General features: G+C 60.6%; 17 protein-coding genes. 6 read left to right on the top strand and 11 right to left on the bottom strand.

What is annotated here, in order from left to right; translation table 11 throughout:
• Positions 1–38: 38 nt before the first annotated feature.
• Entirely contained in the window at positions 39–1,523 is a 1,485-nt protein-coding gene (gene glpD / locus K6118_RS02780; RefSeq protein ID WP_247118688.1) for a glycerol-3-phosphate dehydrogenase, read from the top strand.
• Here the strand turns inward: glpD and K6118_RS02785 are convergent.
• From K6118_RS02785 to K6118_RS02800, 4 genes are all read right to left on the bottom strand, one after another.
• Positions 1,508–2,776, bottom strand: coding sequence for an RNA polymerase sigma factor (locus tag K6118_RS02785; protein ID WP_247118689.1), 1,269 nt, complete (start codon positions 2,774–2,776; stop codon positions 1,508–1,510). The genes glpD and K6118_RS02785 overlap by 16 nt on opposite strands.
• A gap of 41 nt (positions 2,777–2,817) precedes the next feature.
• Entirely contained in the window at positions 2,818–3,240 is a 423-nt protein-coding gene (locus K6118_RS02790) for a YciI family protein (RefSeq protein ID WP_247118690.1), read from the bottom strand.
• Between the two features lie 118 nt (positions 3,241–3,358).
• Positions 3,359–3,670 (bottom strand): DUF1244 domain-containing protein, encoded by a 312-nt coding sequence (locus K6118_RS02795; protein ID WP_247118691.1) that lies wholly within the window; start codon positions 3,668–3,670, stop codon positions 3,359–3,361.
• 16 nt (positions 3,671–3,686) lie between these two features.
• Positions 3,687–4,454 carry an N-formylglutamate amidohydrolase gene (locus K6118_RS02800; protein WP_247118692.1) on the bottom strand — a complete coding sequence of 256 codons (768 nt, stop codon included), beginning with the start codon at positions 4,452–4,454 and terminating at the stop codon, positions 3,687–3,689.
• Between the two features lie 148 nt (positions 4,455–4,602).
• Here K6118_RS02800 and pyk point away from each other — a divergent pair, with 148 nt between their 5' ends.
• Positions 4,603–6,072 carry a pyruvate kinase gene (pyk, locus tag K6118_RS02805; RefSeq protein WP_247118693.1) on the top strand — a complete coding sequence of 490 codons (1,470 nt, stop codon included), beginning with the start codon at positions 4,603–4,605 and terminating at the stop codon, positions 6,070–6,072.
• 80 nt (positions 6,073–6,152) lie between these two features.
• Here the strand turns inward: pyk and K6118_RS02810 are convergent, their stop codons facing one another.
• Both K6118_RS02810 and ykgO read right to left on the bottom strand, forming a co-directional pair.
• On the bottom strand, positions 6,153–6,761 hold the full coding sequence (locus K6118_RS02810) for an HAD family hydrolase (protein ID WP_247118694.1): 609 nt from the start codon (positions 6,759–6,761) through the stop codon (positions 6,153–6,155).
• A gap of 77 nt (positions 6,762–6,838) precedes the next feature.
• The gene (ykgO, locus tag K6118_RS02815) at positions 6,839–6,964 is read right to left on the bottom strand and encodes a type B 50S ribosomal protein L36 (RefSeq protein WP_247118695.1); all 126 of its coding nucleotides are present in this window, start codon (positions 6,962–6,964) and stop codon (positions 6,839–6,841) included.
• A gap of 481 nt (positions 6,965–7,445) precedes the next feature.
• Here ykgO and K6118_RS02820 point away from each other — a divergent pair, with 481 nt between their 5' ends.
• Positions 7,446–8,570: a M14 family metallopeptidase gene (locus K6118_RS02820; protein ID WP_247118696.1), complete on the top strand. Its 1,125-nt coding sequence runs from the start codon at positions 7,446–7,448 to the stop codon at positions 8,568–8,570.
• A 48-nt stretch (positions 8,571–8,618) separates the two neighbouring features.
• On the opposite strand, the gene K6118_RS02825 is transcribed toward K6118_RS02820, so the two are convergent.
• From K6118_RS02825 to K6118_RS02835, 3 genes are all read right to left on the bottom strand, one after another.
• Positions 8,619–9,455: a hypothetical protein gene (locus K6118_RS02825; RefSeq protein ID WP_247118697.1), complete on the bottom strand. Its 837-nt coding sequence runs from the start codon at positions 9,453–9,455 to the stop codon at positions 8,619–8,621.
• Positions 9,456–9,771: 316 nt separating this feature from the next.
• Entirely contained in the window at positions 9,772–11,376 is a 1,605-nt protein-coding gene (locus K6118_RS02830) for an Ig-like domain-containing protein (protein ID WP_247118698.1), read from the bottom strand.
• Between the two features lie 318 nt (positions 11,377–11,694).
• Positions 11,695–12,225, bottom strand: a complete 531-nt coding sequence (locus K6118_RS02835) for an adenine phosphoribosyltransferase (RefSeq protein ID WP_247118699.1) — start codon at positions 12,223–12,225, stop codon at positions 11,695–11,697.
• Positions 12,226–12,491: 266 nt separating this feature from the next.
• Here K6118_RS02835 and K6118_RS02840 point away from each other — a divergent pair, with 266 nt between their 5' ends.
• From K6118_RS02840 to K6118_RS02850, 3 genes are read left to right on the top strand one after another with little or no spacing between them, the layout of a single operon-like run.
• Complete coding sequence (locus K6118_RS02840) at positions 12,492–13,139, top strand: DedA family protein (RefSeq protein ID WP_247118700.1); 648 nt, start codon at positions 12,492–12,494, stop codon at positions 13,137–13,139.
• Complete coding sequence (locus tag K6118_RS02845) at positions 13,139–14,266, top strand: ATP-grasp domain-containing protein (protein ID WP_247118701.1); 1,128 nt, start codon at positions 13,139–13,141, stop codon at positions 14,264–14,266. The genes K6118_RS02840 and K6118_RS02845 overlap by 1 nt, the downstream gene beginning before the upstream one ends.
• 33 nt (positions 14,267–14,299) lie before the next feature.
• The gene (locus K6118_RS02850; protein ID WP_247118702.1) at positions 14,300–14,746 is read left to right on the top strand and encodes a hypothetical protein; all 447 of its coding nucleotides are present in this window, start codon (positions 14,300–14,302) and stop codon (positions 14,744–14,746) included.
• Positions 14,747–14,756: 10 nt separating this feature from the next.
• On the opposite strand, the gene K6118_RS02855 is transcribed toward K6118_RS02850, so the two are convergent.
• Positions 14,757–15,725, bottom strand: coding sequence for a DUF2336 domain-containing protein (locus K6118_RS02855; protein WP_247118703.1), 969 nt, complete (start codon positions 15,723–15,725; stop codon positions 14,757–14,759).
• 189 nt (positions 15,726–15,914) lie between these two features.
• A complete protein-coding gene (locus K6118_RS02860) occupies positions 15,915–16,913 on the bottom strand; it encodes a DUF2336 domain-containing protein (RefSeq protein ID WP_247118753.1) in 999 nt (332 codons plus the stop codon).
• Positions 16,914–17,012 lie beyond the last annotated feature (99 nt).

The following is a 17,012-nucleotide window of genomic DNA, read 5'->3' on the forward strand; positions in this document are numbered from 1 at the left end:
CCCTTAGGGTATGGGCCTAGGGCGAAGCGAGGGAAGCTATGACAGATATTTCCGACATTTTTGTCGTTGGCGGCGGGATCAACGGGGTCGGAATCGCGCGCGACGCGGCGGGACGCGGACTTAAGGTCACGCTTGCGGAAAAGGACGACCTCGCGGCCCACACATCTTCCGCCAGCTCCAAGCTGATCCATGGCGGCCTGCGTTACCTTGAACAATATGAGTTCCGGCTGGTCAGGGAATCGCTTCATGAACGCGAAGTGCTGCTGAAGACCGCCCCGCACCTCGTGCACCCGCGCCGGTTCCTGCTGCCGCACCACAGCGCCATGCGCCCGGCCTGGATGCTCAGGCTCGGCCTGTTCCTCTATGACCATATCGGCGGCAGGCGCCACCTGCCGCCCACACGGTCGATCAACCTCAGGCGGGACCCCGGCCCACTGCAGAATCTTTTCAAGAAGGGGTTCGAATATTCGGACTGCTGGGTCGATGACGCCCGGCTGGTCGTCACTGCCGCGATGGACGCGGCCGAACGTGGCGCCACCATCCTCAAGGGCTATGAGGTGATGGGCGCCGACTGGGCAGACGGCCTGTGGCAGATCGAGGTGAAAGGCCCGGACGGCACCATGCGCCATCATCAGGCGCGGGCGCTGGTGAACGCAGGCGGGCCGTGGGTGAATATCTTCCGCAGCCGCCTGGCTCCGCAGCAACATATGCGCCACAAGGTGCGATTGGTCAAAGGCAGCCATATCGTCGTGCCCGCGCTTTATGAGGGCGAGGAAGCCTATACCCTCCAGAACCGGGACGGCCGCGTGGTGTTCGCGATCCCCTATCTCGGGCGTTTCACGCTGATCGGCACCACGGATGTCGCCCATATGGGGGATCCTGCGGATGTGAAGATCACCGAGGATGAGACCATCTATCTGTGTGAGGTCATCTCCGCCTATTTCAAGAAGACGGTCACTCCCGCGGATGTCGTCTGGTCCTTCTCGGGTGTCCGGCCGCTGGCCGATGACGGTGCGGCCAATGTCTCCAAAACCACGCGGGACTATGTGCTCGACCTCGACATAGAAGCCGACGCCGCCCCGCTTCTCAGCGTCTATGGCGGCAAGCTGACCACTTTCCGCAGGCTAGCCGAGGAAGCGATGGAAAAGCTTCAGCCGGTGCTGGGATTCGAGGCCGGCGAATGGACAGCGCACGCCCCCTTACCAGGCGGCGACATGCCGGGGCACGACTTCCCCGCCTTCCTGACCGCCTTCAAGGCCCGGCACCCCTGGCTGCCCGCAGATATGGCAGACCGCCTTGCCGTGGCTTACGGCACGCGGGCGGAGACGGTGATCGGCGCAGCCCGCAACCTGACAGACCTTGGAAGAAACCTTGGTGATGGCCTCTATGAAGCGGAAGTCGACTATCTCCGCACCCATGAATGGGCAACGAGCGCCGAGGATATCCTGTGGCGCCGGTCAAAGCTTGGGCTATTCATGGCAAAAGCGGAGCAAGAAGCCGTCGCCGCCTACTTGGCAGGCTGACCGCACGCCAGGGCGCGCTTCATCAGGAAAGCTTTCTCTCCGGCATTACGGCTGAGCCCTGCGGCATGTTCGAAGGCTGCCCTGGCGTCTTCGAACCGGCCGGCGCGGAACAGAAAATCGCCACGGGCGGCAGCCAGCGGCGCGTAGGCCTTCAGGGCTGGCGCGTCTTCTATTTCGGCAAGCAACGCCAACCCGGCCTCCGGACCCTCAGCCATGCTGTGGGCGACCGCACGGTTGAGCGCAACCACCGGTGTCGGCATCACATCAAGAAGCGCATCATAGATGGCGGCAATCTGGCGCCAGTCAGTCTCCACCGCCGTTTTCGCCCTGGCGTGGCACGCGGCCAGCGCGGCCTGAAGGGCGTAAGCTCCACGCCCGCCACCCAGCGCCTGCGCGCGGCCAAGCGCATTAAGGCCCCGCCGGACCAGCAACTGGTCCCAGAGCGCCCGGTTCTGTTCCGTGAGCGGAATTGGCGTACCGTCGGATGCGGTGCGGGTCCCCAGCCGCGATGCCTGCAACTCCATGAGGGCCATAAGTCCATACACTTCGGGCTCGTTCGGCAGTGCGGCTGCCAGCACCCGGCCCAGGCGCAAGGCTTCAGCGCACAGGCCGGGACGAATGAGGTCATCGCCCGACGTTGCCGCATAGCCTTCATTGAAGATCAGATAGAGAACTTCAAGCACTGAAGCGAGGCGTTCAGTACGCTCCTTTCCGTGCGGCACCTCGTAGCTGAGACCCGCGGCACCAAGCGCCTTCTTGGCGCGCACGATCCGCTGGGCAATGGCCGGCTCTGTGCTCAGGAAGGCGCGGGCGATCTCGTCCGTGGTAAGTCCGCCGATAAGCTTGAGCGTTAGCGCCGCGCGCGCGTCGGGCGAAAGGACCGGGTGGCAGGCGGTGAAAATCAGGGCCAGTTGGTCATCGCCGATATCGTCGTCCATGGCTGCCTCAATCGCTTCGGTGCCATCGTCCGCATCTTCAAGGTCGTGGGCCAACTCGGCATGCTTGCGCGCCTGCATGGCTTCGCGTCGGAAGCCATCAATGGCGCGGCGTTTGGCGGTGGCCATCAGCCAGGCACCGGGGTTATCCGGCACGCCGGCTTTCGGCCAGGCACTGAACGCGGCCACCAGCGCTTCCTGCGCCAGGTCCTCGGCGCGGCCAACATCGCGCACAAGCCGGACAAGGCCGCCGATCAGGCGGCCCTGCTCGATCCTGAAGATCGTCTCGATCGTCTTATGGATATCTGCCTCCGTCATACGCCGAGATTAGCGGCGCAGGAGGGCGGCGCCAAGCGGTGTCAAAAGCCTTTGTGCTCGGCACGGTTGCTTTCGTACTGCTCGGTGAGCTCCGGTGACAGAATTTCGGCGAAGTCTGCCGCCTCGAAAAGCGGGCGGATTTCGATCTCGCTCGGCCCCGGCATCGGGTTCGGGCAGCGCTTAACCCATTCGACCGCCTCAGCCATGTCCTTGACCTCCCACAGCCAGAACCCGGCGACCAACTCGCGGGTTTCGGCAAAAGGCCCATCGATCACGGTGCGCCCCGGGCCGTCGAAAGCCACGCGCTTGGCGGCACTGGTCGGCTTCAGCCCATCGGCCGCCAACAGAATGCCGGCTTTCATAAGCTCCTCGTTGAACTTTCCCATGGCTTCGAACAGTTCGGCCTCAGGCATCACGCCCGCTTCGCTGTCTTCGGTGGCTTTGACAAAAACCATCACACGCATTGTCTGTCTCCTTCGTGGTCCTCTGGAGGCCGGAATGGGCCTTCCTGACCAAGCGACGAATGAGCTTACGCCCAATCGACACACCCTGTGATTTTTTTGAAAGATTTTTTGCGGCCGCTCAGCCTTCGCCCCTGAGCGCCTTGTTCTTGGCGACGCTTTCATCCATCAGCTTGAGCTGGGCGTCGGTCGCCGGCGTCTGGTATTTGGCTTTATAGTCGGCGTAGGACATGCCGTAGATACGCTCACGCGCGGTTTCCTTATCCACCGGTGCACCCGCCGCTTCCGCGGCTTCCTGATACCAGTCGCTGAGGCAGTTGCGGCAAAAGCCCCCCACGCCCATCAGATCGATATTCTGAACATCCGTGCGCATCCGCAAATGGTCGACAAGGCGGCGGAAGACCGCGGCTTCGATGGCGTCCTGGTTGCTCATGACTGTATCCCCCTTTTTAAAAATGTTTGATCGCCGTCAGGTCCGGCCGGCTCATGCATTCATCGAGCACATCGGCCATCAAGGCCGCCCAGGCGTCGATATTGCCAGGGCTTGCCAGCAAATCCTGACGGATTTCGATGGTCGTTTGCGGCAGGCCATGCGCCGCGCCGTGGCGTTCCATCGTATGATACAGCTGTTTGCCCGAATAGGGCAGGTTATCGCCAACCACGAGGTCGGTCTCTCGTTCCAGCAGCCCGATCATCGCCTGCGCAAGCCGTGGGTCCCGGTTCCACAGGAAGCCCGCGTGCCAGGGCCGCACCTCGCCCGCCATTTCGGGTGTGAAGCTGTGCATGCCGACCACAAGCGGCACCTTGCCCGCATCCAGGTGCGCTTTCACGAGCCGGGCGGCCGCCGCATGGAAGGGGTCGTAATAGGCCTGTACCCGCGCCTGCATGGCCGCCGCGGAAAGGTCACTGTTCGCCGGGATCTTCACGTCATCGCTGACCGCGGGGATGAGGCCATGGGCATCAAGCTCCCTGTTGCAGTCAATCACCAGCCGGGAAACCGGGGCGAGCACGGCGGAGACGCCCATCAGCTCGCACATCTTACGGGTGACCTCGGCCGCCCCGATATCCCACGCGATATGGGCTTCCAGGTGGTGGTCCTCCAGCCCGAGGTTGTCATAGCCCGCAGGAATGACATTGCTTGCATGGTCGCACAGGATAATGAGCCCTTCGCGAGCATCTTCATTCAGGATTTCGGGCTGGACAGGCTCAAGGCTCATACGATACACACCAAACGCGCACATGAAGCTTTCATGTAATTCAAGGAAATTGCTGGACCTTCTCGGTCGTTTCTAGCAGCATGTGCGCCAAACCTAACAGCCGGTACCGGCAAGTTCAATATCCTGAAGTATCGCCCATGGAGGCAAAATGACGTCCGAGTTTCCCACCATTAGGCGGCAACGTAAAACACGTATTGTCGCAACCCTAGGCCCTGCCAGCAGCAGCTTTGAAGTCCTGAAAGAACTTTTTTGCGCAGGCGTAGACGTCTTCCGCCTCAACATGAGCCACGGTGAGCACAAGGACAAGGAAGCCCTTGTCCACACCATCCGCGCCGTGGAACGTGAAGTCGGACGCCCGATTGCCATCCTCGCCGACCTGCAGGGCCCCAAGCTCCGGATCGGCAAGTTCAAGGAAGGCCGCGCCGCCCTCAAGGAAGGCCAGCATTTCACGCTGGACCTCACCGGCGAGGAAGGCGATGAAAACCGCGTCTCCCTGCCGCACAAGGAAATCTTCGAAGCTTTGGAAGTTGGCACCCACGTCCTTCTGGATGACGGCAAGGTCCGGCTGGAGGTCGAAACTGTCGCTGGCGACCACGCCAAATGCCGCGTACTTGTGGCCGGTGTGCTGTCGGACCGCAAGGGCGTGAACGTCCCCAACGCCGTGCTGCCCCTGGCCGCGCTGACCGAAAAAGACCGCAAGGATCTCGCCTTTGCCCTCAAGTGCGGGGTCGACTGGATCGCGCTTTCCTTCGTCCAGCGCCCGGCTGACGTTGCCGAGGCCCGGCGTCTCGTTGGCACCAAAGCCGCGATCATGGCCAAGATTGAAAAGCCTGCCGCCGTAACCTCGCTCGACGAGATTATCGAGCTGGCCGACGGTGTGATGGTTGCCCGCGGCGACCTCGGTGTCGAGGAACCGCTTGAGAATGTCCCTGGCATCCAGAAACGTATCATCCGCTCCGCCCGCCAGGCCGGCAAGCCTGTGGTGGTAGCGACCCAGATGCTGGAATCGATGATCAAATCGCCGGTCCCGACCCGCGCCGAAGTCTCCGACGTTGCGACCGCGGTGATGGACGGCGCCGATGCCGTGATGCTGTCAGCAGAAAGCGCCGTTGGCGACTATCCGATCGAGGCCGTGCAGGTGATGGACCGCGTCGCCCGCCGGGTCGAGCAGGAGCCGAGCTACCATTCCAACCGCGCCGACGAACGCACGAGCCACAAGGCCACGGCGGAAGACGCCATCACCGCCGCCGCCAAACAGGTGGCGCGCACAGTCGGCGCCAAGGCGATCGTGACCTTCACCAACTCGGGCGCGACGTCGCTCCGCGCCGCGCGGGAACGGCCGGATGCACCGATCCTGGTGCTGACCCCCAAGATCACGGTCGCGCGGCGCCTGTGCGTCGTCTGGGGCCTGCATACGGTCAAGACCCGGGACGTGACAACCTTCGAGGAGATGGTTGGCAAATCCAAGCGCATGGCGCTCCGCAGCCAGCTCGCCCTGGGCGGCGACCGCATCGTGGTAACCGCAGGCGTGCCCTTCGGGACGCCGGGGGCCACCAACGTGCTCCATATCGCCTGGGTGCGCGGCGACGAGCTTGAAGAAGGCTACGAAAACAACTGAGACCAGACTGTCTCTTGATACAAAAAGCCCCGGCATCATCCGCCGGGGCTTTTTTGTTTACGGCCTTCCCAAACCGCTCGTCAGTAGAGGAAGCCCTCGGCCCTGAGGCCCGCCTCCAGAAGTTCCGGCGAGGTGAAGCGGTGGCCGACCATGCCGAGGTCCACCGCGGCATTCACATTTTCCTGCCGGTCGTCGGTATAGAAGGTGCGCTCGGGGTCCAGATCGAACCGTCGGACGGCGATCTGGAAGATTCGCGGGTCCGGCTTCACAAGCCCAACCTCGCCTGAGACCACGACACCGTCGAACAGGTCGGTAAAGGCGTGTGTCCGGCAGAAGGATGGCCATTTCTCCGCCGAGAAGTTGGTGAGCCCGTAAACCCGCATCCCTTCTTCCGCCAACTGCTCCAGCAGGCGGACGGTGCCTTCGATCTGGCGGCCGATGGTTTCATCCCAACGTTCGTCGAAGGCGCGGATCAGGTCCTCATATTCCGGGAAGCGGGCGGAAAGCTCAGAAACGCCTTCGGCGAAGGGTTTGCCGCGGTCATGTTCCGTGTGCCAGGTGAGCGTCACCACATGCTCAAGGAAATGATCGAGCTCATCAGAATCTTGAATTAGCTTTTCATAGAGAAATCGTGGGTCCCAATGCACGAAAACATTACCGATATCGAACAGAACCGCAGGTGACTTCACGACAGCTTACCCCCAATAGACAAAGCCGCGCGACTCTACAAAGAGCCCGCGGCTGAATCAAGTAACGCTGGTGTGTCTTAACCCTGGCGTGCTTTAAAACGACGCTGGGTTTTGTTGATCACATAAATCCGGCCTTTGCGACGGATCACGCGGTTGTCGCGATGGCGGTCTTTCAAAGACTTCAGGCTGTTGCGAATTTTCATGGCTCGTCTCTCTTACAAACCGGTTAAAACCTTCAACCCGGCAACCACATCTGAGCACACAGCACCATGATTAGGTAGGCAGGGCCGGGACGACGAATCCGTCATCCCTCGAATCCATTGGCGGCGGACATTACTCATGGTGCCCGCACCTGTCAAGTCTCACAGGAGCATTTCCAGAGCAATATCAGGCGGAAAATCCCGTAAGGGGAAAATAACGGACAAAAATAGAGGCGTCCCCCATGCCCGGTGGGACGCCTCAGATTTCCCCTGTTCGATAGCAGGGGTAGTCCGCTCACGCCTATGCGTCAGTGGAAAAATGCTACCAAAATGGGACAGTCTTGTCATGAGAATAAAAAGTCAGTCCCTTTGACCTAAGTTCCTGCGGCACACAAGAAAGCTGAGGAGACCATTGACGCCCGTCCGCCCCGGCGCTAGGCAAGGCATTGAAAAGTGGCCTGAAACAGGGACAAGGAGCCAAGCCATGCGCATTACAAGCCAGTTCGACAGCGGTAATATTGAGGTCGTCAAAGCCGACAATCCGGCTGATATTCACCTGACCATCCGGCGCGATAACCAGTCGGATTTCTATCAGTGGTTCCATTTCCGGCTTTCCGGAGTCGCGGATACGCCCTGCAAGATCACCATCGATAACGCTGGCGGTGCCGCTTATGTCGAAGGCTGGCCCGGCTACCGCGTGTGTGCCTCATACGACCGCGATACTTGGTTCCGGATCGACACGACCTTTGACGGCAAAACGCTGAGCTGGGAACTTGAGCCCGAACAGGACAGCCTCTATTTCGCTTATTTTGCGCCCTATTCGATGGAACGCCACGCCGACCTGATCGCCGACGTCGCCGGCTCTCCCTTTGTCAGCACCAGCGTGCTCGGCTCCACGCTCGACGGCCAGGACATGGACCTTGTCGAAGTCGGCATGGGCCCTGAAGGCCGCAAGAAGATATGGCTGATCGCCCGCCAGCATCCGGGGGAAAGCATGGCTGAATGGTGGATGGAAGGCGCGTTCGACTTTCTGCTGGACCCCGACAACCCGGTCGCGGCCGCTCTTCTCCAGAAAGCGCACTTCTATATCGTACCGAACATGAACCCGGACGGATCCCGCCGCGGCCACCTGCGCACCAATGCCGCCGGCGCCAACCTGAACCGCGAATGGGCCGAACCCTCAATGGAGCGGAGCCCCGAGGTCTTCCTCGTCCGCCAGAAGATGCATGAGACCGGTGTGGATTTCCACATGGACGTCCACGGCGATGAGGCGCTTCCCTATAACTTCATCGCAGGGTTCGAAGGCATCGCAAACGCCACCGAAAAGCAGCTCGAAAACCTTGAGCGCTACCAGTGGATTCTCGAACGCCTGTCCCCCGACTTCCAGCGCGAACACGGTTACCCCAAGGACGAGCCCGGCACGACGGACCTGAAGAAATGTACCGACTATGTCGGCCATGCCTTCGGCGCGCTCGCCATGACGCTGGAGATGCCGTTCAAGGACAACGCCAACCTGCCGAACCCGGATACGGGCTGGAGCCCGGACCGCTGCCGCCATCTGGCCGCCAGCTGCCTGATCGCGCTCCACCGGGTCATCGACGAGCTTTAGGCATCAGGCGCCCGGGGCCTGCACCCCGGGCGCTTCACCTTCAGACCCTTAGTTGCACTGCTGGCCGACACCGCAGGTCGCCAGGGCGTTACCGTCATAATTGGCGTTGACGAGCGCCAGATAGTCGGCGCCGAACTGGTTGTTGACCGCAGTGATGAAGGCCGGCACCCACTGGCCGGTGGCGTCCACTCCCAACTGCTGCTGGCAATAGCCCTGGAAACTGAGGTTGGTGTTGGGATAGACGACATTGTTGCCGCCGGCCCATTCCGTCAGCAGCGTATTCAGAAGCCCATTATAGGCCTGCGTATGCTGGATGCCGGTGTGGTAAACCGCCAACGCCAGATTGCCGATCGGGTTGACCGGCGGCTGAGCGGAATTGACCGCCAGCGCCGGGCAGCTATTGGGTCCCGGCGCGGTGACGGTCTGGATCAGCGTCGAATTCTGCTGATTGCCAGGATAGGACTGTGCCACCGCAGCCATGCTGCTGACACCATTATTCGGAACAGTCCCGGACTGACAAACATAGAAGGTTACGCTTGTCGGCACATTGCCATGATTGTTCAGAAACAGCTGTGCGAAAGCCGTACCGCTGAAGGCGTCGACCTGGTCCACCCCACCATGCACGGCGATATAGACATTATTGGCATTATTGAACTGGTTATTGTGCCCGACTGCATTGATCGCACCGTTATTCACGGAATTGCCCGACAGAAAGTACAGGTCGGGGTTATTATTATTGGCGGCGATCCAAAGATAATCGAAGGAATCCGCCTGGTTGTCACAGATCGACGACCCCATCAGGGTTGCGTCGGCCCAGGCCGGGCTGGTGGTGCCAAACAGCAAGGCCGCTGCGGCGACTGCGCTTTTGAAACTGCCGGTTTTCATGATCTCTCCCTTTCGCTTGCTGCCGCCCTACCATGACAGGTGGGACGACAGGTTCCTGAGAAAGACCGCTCACGGACATCTTTTGTGAAATCCGCGGCGGGAGGAAGCCAACGGTCATGTACCGGCGTCCAAGCGCTCCAGAGCCGATAGCGCCGTCCCAGCGGTCACGCCTGCCGCCACCTGGCCGCCAGCTGCCTGACCGCGCTCCACCGGGTCATCCTCGAGCTTTAAACAGCCCGCCGCATAGGCAGATGTTCAGAGACAAAAAAGGGGGAGGATGGCTTAGCCACCCTCCCCCAGCGCTCTTGGGAGGAGCTTAGATAAACATGTCGGCGCTATAATCGAAGCTATAGTCAACCTTCGCGGACAGGAGGCCTGAGGTCATGCCCTCCGGCGCATCGCCACCGGCGACATAGTCGATGTCTTCATCACCATCGAGCAGGAACAGCTGGCCTTCGCCCGGACCGAGATCCTTGTTGTGGTTGTTGCCCGCCTTGATGGACACGGCATAGAGCTCGTAATCGTCGAACTCGGCATGATCATCGAGGAAGTTACCGAGATCGACATCATCAAGATCGGTCACGCCGTTCCAGCCGTCGATCTTGATCTTGATGAAATCACCAGCGTCGTCCTTCATATAGAGAACGATGTTGGAGATATCCTGCTCATTGCCATGCTTGTTCAGGAACACGCCAAACTGATCATCGCCCGGGCCTTCCGGGTCCACAGGCCCGGATGAACCGATGCCCTCAATGGTCATCGTGACCGTCGTGGTGTCGAAACCGCCGTTGCCGTCCGTCACCTGATAGGTGAAGCTGTCGGTCGCGGTCTCGCCGTCGTTGAGGCCATCGAACTGACCGTTCGGGTCATAGTCGAACGTGCCATCGGCGTTGAGCGTCAAGAGCGCACCTGACGACAGGGTTACCTGGCTGCCCACGGCCGCTTCGTCGCCATTGACGGCACTGACCGATAGAACATCGTTCAGGTCCGGATCAGTGTCGTTGCCGAGCACGGAGCCGGAAACAGTGGTCGCTTCATCGGTGGTCGCCTCATCCGGGTTGGCGGTCGGCGTGTCGTTCAGGCCCTCAACGTCGACCGAAAGGGTCGCACTGTCTGTGCCGCCGTTGCCGTCATTGACATCATAGGTCACGTCAGCGGTGAAATGCTCACCCACGCCCAGCCAATCGGCATCCGTGGCATCCAGGACGTAGGAGCCATCCTCATTCACGGTGACGAAGATGCCGTCTGCAAGTTCGATGGCCCCGCCAACAGAGCCCGCATCACCATCAACCGCCGTCACTGTCAGGCCATCCGGAATGCCGTTGCCGTCAGCATCACCCGCATCCTTGTCGATGTCGTTGGCGAACACATTGCCGCCCACGGTCGCATCCTCGAAGGTAAAGGCTTCGTCATCGATGGCGTTCACCGGGTATGGCGCATCGCCGTAAAGCTTGTCGGAATCGTCCCGGCCGCCATTCGCATCCGTGACCGACGTCTGGCGCACAGCCATGCTTTCAAGCGCGACGTCATCCAGCGTCAGGCCGCGCAGATCACTGGAAAGCGTGAAGCTGGTGGTCTGATAATCGTCGGTGGAAATGCCGGGGGTGCCGAACTCGATACCCACTTCAAACGGGCTGTCGGGCACACCGCTCGTGGTGACACCACCGCCCAGGTTGGACACGCTGCCGCTGTCGTCGAAGTCAGTGATGTCAGTGCCGAGGACCGTCAGGTTCCCGATCAGGCTGTCATCGGCGACGTCAAAAAACAGGCCGCGAATATCGCCAATGGCATTGTCGCCATCATTCTCATTGCTGATGGTGAACAGGAGGCTGCCATCTGCCTGTTCGGAAATCGTGACTGTTGCCGGCGCCATACCATCATTGCCGGTTTGGGTGTCGAGAACAAAGGTCAGTGAACGCATCGCTATTCATCCTTCTATCAGGCCTGAGGGCTGCCACCCTCATGTCAGGCCGTCTTCGCCGGGCATCCCGTGCCAGGAAACCAATTCCTGACGCTGGGGAGAAGGATGCCCAGCCTAATCCCCCCCATATCAGCACGGGGTATGCCAAAGGGAGGCGGGCCAGATTTTGAACAGCATTTTCAAAAGGATATAAAAAACCCTGACGCAGGCGCATCAGGGGGAAGAGTATTAATTCGCAATTTGCAACATGATTTCCGTCGCATTTTGCAAATATCGGATCGCAATTTGCGATATTTTGAGCTTGGCTTCAGAGGGGCATCAGTCGCCGTCGAATTCGACAAGCGTGACGACTTTCTCCCCCATGGCTTCAAGCTTTTCACGGCCGCCCAGGTCCGGCAGGTCGATGATGAAGCTACAGCCGATCACGTCGCCGCCCAAGCGCTCCAGCAGCGATAGCGCCGCCACAGCGGTGCCACCCGTCGCCAACAGGTCATCGACCAGCAGAATACGCTCACCCGGCTCGAAGGCATCCAGATGCATTTCAAGCGTGGCTTCGCCATATTCGAGCACATAGCCTTCGCTCAAGGTCTGGTGCGGTAGCTTGCCTTCCTTGCGGATCGGCACGAAACCGGCGCTCAGCCTGTGGGCAACGGCACCCGCCAGGATAAAGCCCCGCGCCTCGATGCCTGCAACCTTGTCGATACGGTCATGCTTGAAAGGCGCGGCCAACGCATCGACCGCGTGACGGAACGCCGCCGGGTTGCCGAAAAGGGTCGTGACATCCCGGAACATGATTCCCTCTTTCGGAAAATCCGGGATGGTACGGACGTAGGACTTCAGGTCCTTCATATGAGGGTTCCCCTCCCTGTTGACGCCGTGTGTAGTGTATGCTGTGCCGGAACGCCCGGCAAGATGGCATAATGCCCCTAAATACAGGGGCATAACCGGCTTCTCAGCGCGCCCTCTGCGGACCACACATTTGTTTCACAAAGCTGTGGGAAAGCTTACGGGCCGCAGGAAAATCTATAAAGTGGTAGGCAGGCGGATCATCGTGATACGGTGTTTGTGACGCACACCCATCTGTTTGCCGGGTCCATCTGGGGGGAAGGAACACTGTGTCGCCTGATAGTTTTCTAAACTGGGTACAAAGTCTGTCCGACCGGCCGCTCCTGTTGGCCGCGGCGCTTATTATTGCCACCTTCGTCACCGAGGACGGGGCGCTGATCACCGGCAGCCTTATGGTTGGAAGTGACATGGCCTCCCCCGTGCTTGCCATCTCCGCCCTCGCCTTCGGGATTGCCGCAGGCGACGTCGGGCTATACGGCATCGGCTGGACCGCGCGGGAATTCCGCTTCCTGCGCAAACGCCTGCCGATCAGACGGACCCGCAAATTACGCGGCTGGCTGGACGCCCGCAAAACGCCGGTGCTTTTCTGCTCCCGCTTTCTGCCAGGCACGCGGTTACCGACCTATCTGACCTTCGGTTTTCTACGCTTGTCCCTAAACCATTTCGTATCCGTAATGACAATTGCAGCGCTTGTATGGGTCACCTTCATGGTGCTTTTCGTCAGCAGCGCCCAGCGGCTTCTGGCCCCGCTTCATGGCGGCGCCGGGCTGATTGCCGGGCTTGCGGTCGCCATCCTCATGATCACGCTGTCGCACCAACTGGTGAAGCGCTCACGCCTCAATATCTCGATCGACAGCGCCGATGCGCCTCATGACGACGGCCCCCAGGCGAACAGCGATACGGGAGGGATACAGTGATGCCGATGAGCACCTTGCCCCGATCGTCCGCCCCCCACGCCGGGATGCCGCCGCTGGATGCCAGCGCTGATAAGGTCTCCTGGTTCGAATTCGCGCCCGCGCGGCTGTTTTACACGCCTGTCGCCCTCTATTGCGCCTGGCTGTCGCTGCGCCATCTCGGACCGACCTTGCTAACAGGCGCCAACCCGGCGCTGCCCTATGCCGGGTTGGTCGGCGAAAGCAAGACCGCGGTTCTCGGCACCGTAAGCGGCACCGAGCGGGATCTGATCTCCCCTTATGTCAGCTTGATGCGCTGGGGCGGCGGTGGCGGCGCCGAACGCAGCCTGGAAGATGCAGCTGCGGCCATGGCTGAAACAGGCCTTGCCTTTCCCCTTGTGGCCAAGCCGGACATCGGGATGCGGGGCGCGGGCGTTCAGCTCGTGCGCGCCACCGAAGACCTGGCAGCCTATGTCCATGCCTTTCCCCCCGGCGCCAGGTTCCTCCTGCAGGCGCTGGTCGATGAGGAAGGCGAAGCCGGTGTTTATTACGTCCGACACCCAGATGAGGACAAAGGCAGGATCATCAGCCTGACCCTCAAATATTTCCCGCGCGTCACCGGAAATGGGAAAGCCACACTGCGCGAGCTGATCCTGAAAGACCCACGGGCCGGACAGGTGCCGCACCTGTATATGGAACGCCACCGCGCCCGGCTGAATGAGACCATCCCCGCGGGCGACAGCGTCCGCCTTGCCTTTGCCGGCAACCACTGCCGCGGCACGATCTTCCGAAATGGCAATGATGAGATCACCGACGCCATGACCGACACCTTCGATGCGGTCGCGAAAAGCATGGGCGAATTTTATGTCGGCCGTTTCGACGTCCGGTTCGGCGACTTCGGCGCCTTCCGGGCGGGGCACGGCTTCCGCATCATCGAAATCAACGGCGCGGGGGGTGAGGCCACCCATATCTGGGATTCACGCACCAGCCTGCCCCATGCCTATAAAACCCTGATGGCCCAGTTCGGCCATCTCTATGCCATCGGCGCCGCGAACCGCAGGCGCGGCTTTGCCCCAACCCCGCTGATCACCCTGGCCCGCGCCTGGTGGCGGGAAAAGAAACTGACAGGGCATTATCCGCTCACCCACTGAACAGGGGCCACCCCGCATAAGGAGACCGTGAAGATGGATATGATAAGAAAGAATATCGAATGGCTGCCCACCCTGGCCATTGTCGCCATCCTTGGCGGCAGCCTGCCCTACAAATTCACCGACTCTGCCGAGACAGTGCACATCTTTGACGTGGTCGGCGCCTTTCTGGGGCTCGACTTCTTCAAAACCAGCGGCGCCTATATCATCGGCTCGGCCGAGTTGGTCGCCTGTATCCTGGTCCTTATTCCCCGGCTGCGCGTGTTTGGCGGTCTCCTGACCCTCGGCATCATGACAGGCGCAATCACCTTCCACCTGTTCAGCCCCCTGGGCGTGACGGTCAGATGGACGGAAAACGGCATGCCGCAGGAGGACGGGACGCTCTTCTCCCTCGCCTGTATCGCGTTCGTATGCGGGCTATGGCTCGTGTGCAGACGCCATAGCGACCTGCTGGTGCTATTCGGCAAAGGCCCGAAGGCTTGAAGAAGAGAACTTAGCCGGTCCGGCCGATCAGCCGGTTATGGGCAGTGATGATGCGCCGGCAACGGCCTGCGCCATCCTTGCTGAACCCGGCTTGCTGCATCAGGCGGACGAAGGACCGCATATCGCCAAAGCCCAAAGTCTCGCGGGAGGCTTCCAGGGTCACCCCGGCATCGAGGGCCACGGCACTTTCAAGAAACGCGATAGACCCACGGTCCGCCATGTCGATCACCAAGGCTTCACTAAGCCGCCCACGGCTTTTAAGGTCGATCACAAAGGCATGGACCTGATGGGGGCTGGCATAGCGCACCTGCCGCCAGATAACATCATAGCGGCTGTGGTTGACGAGCCTGTCCGCGAGCGCACCATCGAGACCATAAGCGTCCATCAGAAGGGTACGGTATGAGTCGGAAACCAGGCTGACCAGATCCTCCACCACGGCAAGCGGCAGGTCGGTGCGAATACAAAGGCGCTCCATCAGGTTGCGGGAGCCCCGGAACCGGCTGACGATCTTGCTGAAGGCCGCCTCGGGCAACTCGACCTTGTCGTTGCGGACGAGATAGGTAACCGCTTCTTCCCCGGCGATGGTGACAAGCGCGTAGATCGACTTGTCCCCCAAATCGGCCCGCTTGGCGAGCGTGATATGGGCATGGGCCGCCAGATGCGGAATAAGCCCGGACAATTGCTCATCACTGAAGACGGGGGTCGCCGCAAGGAAAGGCCCGGCAACGCTTTCCACATCGGTGGCAATCCGGGCTGCGAGATCGTGGGGTAGATAGGTGCAAGAGCGCAGTTCAAAGGCCAGAGCTTCCCGGACCTGAAGACACAGGTCCTGCGCCAGCGCCCGGGCAACATTCTCGACCGCTACACGGGGCTCATCTTCTATTTCATGGCCACTGCCAAGGAACTGGCCGATACGCTTGGTCAGCAGTATCTTCTCCAGCTTTGCTGAGTCCATTAATGATATGGATGACATGGTCATGCCTCGCCGCTCCAACCTGAAAGTCGGATGAACCCGAAGGCGGGCTTCTCAGCGTGGTACCCAACTGTGAACATACATCAACACCCCTATCAAGACCAGGCAAACCACCAAATCGCACTAAACCCCATGGGCGATTTGATACTTTTGAAAAGGGTAGCGGGTGCCTGAACCATCCCGGACCGGGACGGCTCAGACAACCTCACCCTCTTCGTCTGCCTGAGAGTTCTCACCGGCATCCTGCTGCCGGGCCCCATGGAATTTTTTGGCAAGCCGCAAAAAGCGCGGCGCCATTGACTTACTGACATTGGCCATCTGCATCAGGCGCACAAAGGCGCCCGGGTCGACCAGGGTCAAAATTTCGCGGATACGGCCAAGCGGCAACCCGGCTTCCAGCGCTAGCGCGCTTTCGAAGAAGGCCGCGCTGCCCTTCTCGGACAGTTCGACAACCAGCAGATGGTTGAGACGGCGGCTCGCCCTCAGCTCGGTCGCAAACGCATGGACCTGTGCCGGGCTCGCATCCTTGATCTTCTGCCACAGCACTTCGATCTTGCTGTCGCCCGTGACCTTGGCCGCGACATCCTCTTCCACCGTATAACGCTCGATCAGAAGCTCACGGCAATGGTCGGAAACTTTATCGGCAATGCGCTCGACAATGCTGAGCGGCAGGTCCCCGCGCGCGCCCATATGGTCCATCATGCGGCGGTTGTCCGCGAAGCGGTCGACAACCTTGTTGCACGCCTTTTCACACAGGTTGATGCGGTCGTTCCGCACCAGCGACGTCACACTCGGCTCCATACCGTTTGTTGCAAGCGCAACAGTAACCGCGTCATGAAGGTCCGAGCGCTGGGCCAGCGTCCGCAGGGCATGTTCCTTCAGGCCTGGAATAAGGGCCACCAGTTCACGGGCACTGAAAGCGCGCGTTTCCATCAGGAACGGGCCGGAAACCGATTCAACATCGTAAGCGATTTTTTCAGCCAGATCGCGCGGCAGAATCTTGCAGTGCCGCAACTCAAAAGCCAGAACCCCACGCACCTGGTCGCAAACGTCCTGAGCCAAGACCCGCGCCACATTCTCTACGGCGGCGCGCTCCTCCCGAGCCTGGTCTGCTGCCAGAAAGCGGCCAACCCGCTTGGCAAGAACCATTTTTTCCAATTTTACGGCATCCACGAGGGACACTGCGTTCATCATCACGGCCTTGGCTCCAATTACGTGCCTGAAACTCAAATACTGTTGCCAGAAGATGAACTATCCCATGGGAAACTAAGGATTTCGTCAATATATCGATAA

The organism is Kordiimonas marina (genome assembly GCF_023006325.1).
Lineage (GTDB): Bacteria > Pseudomonadota > Alphaproteobacteria > Sphingomonadales > Kordiimonadaceae > Kordiimonas > Kordiimonas marina.

Excerpts from the sequence above, each read along its gene's own strand:
- glpD (WP_247118688.1), top strand. The coding sequence starts at position 39 with ATGACAGATATTTCCGACATTTTTGTCGTTGGCGGCGGGATCAACGGG.
- K6118_RS02785 (WP_247118689.1), bottom strand. The coding sequence starts at position 2,776 with ATGACGGAGGCAGATATCCATAAGACGATCGAGACGATCTTCAGGATC.
- K6118_RS02790 (WP_247118690.1), bottom strand. The coding sequence starts at position 3,240 with ATGCGTGTGATGGTTTTTGTCAAAGCCACCGAAGACAGCGAAGCGGGC.
- K6118_RS02795 (WP_247118691.1), bottom strand. The coding sequence starts at position 3,670 with ATGAGCAACCAGGACGCCATCGAAGCCGCGGTCTTCCGCCGCCTTGTC.
- K6118_RS02800 (WP_247118692.1), bottom strand. The coding sequence starts at position 4,454 with ATGAGCCTTGAGCCTGTCCAGCCCGAAATCCTGAATGAAGATGCTCGC.
- pyk (WP_247118693.1), top strand. The coding sequence starts at position 4,603 with ATGACGTCCGAGTTTCCCACCATTAGGCGGCAACGTAAAACACGTATT.
- ykgO (WP_247118695.1), bottom strand. The coding sequence starts at position 6,964 with ATGAAAATTCGCAACAGCCTGAAGTCTTTGAAAGACCGCCATCGCGAC.
- K6118_RS02820 (WP_247118696.1), top strand. The coding sequence starts at position 7,446 with ATGCGCATTACAAGCCAGTTCGACAGCGGTAATATTGAGGTCGTCAAA.
- K6118_RS02825 (WP_247118697.1), bottom strand. The coding sequence starts at position 9,455 with ATGAAAACCGGCAGTTTCAAAAGCGCAGTCGCCGCAGCGGCCTTGCTG.
- K6118_RS02830 (WP_247118698.1), bottom strand. The coding sequence starts at position 11,376 with ATGCGTTCACTGACCTTTGTTCTCGACACCCAAACCGGCAATGATGGT.
- K6118_RS02835 (WP_247118699.1), bottom strand. The coding sequence starts at position 12,225 with ATGAAGGACCTGAAGTCCTACGTCCGTACCATCCCGGATTTTCCGAAA.
- K6118_RS02845 (WP_247118701.1), top strand. The coding sequence starts at position 13,139 with ATGCCGATGAGCACCTTGCCCCGATCGTCCGCCCCCCACGCCGGGATG.
- K6118_RS02850 (WP_247118702.1), top strand. The coding sequence starts at position 14,300 with ATGGATATGATAAGAAAGAATATCGAATGGCTGCCCACCCTGGCCATT.
- K6118_RS02855 (WP_247118703.1), bottom strand. The coding sequence starts at position 15,725 with ATGACCATGTCATCCATATCATTAATGGACTCAGCAAAGCTGGAGAAG.
- K6118_RS02860 (WP_247118753.1), bottom strand. The coding sequence starts at position 16,913 with ATGATGAACGCAGTGTCCCTCGTGGATGCCGTAAAATTGGAAAAAATG.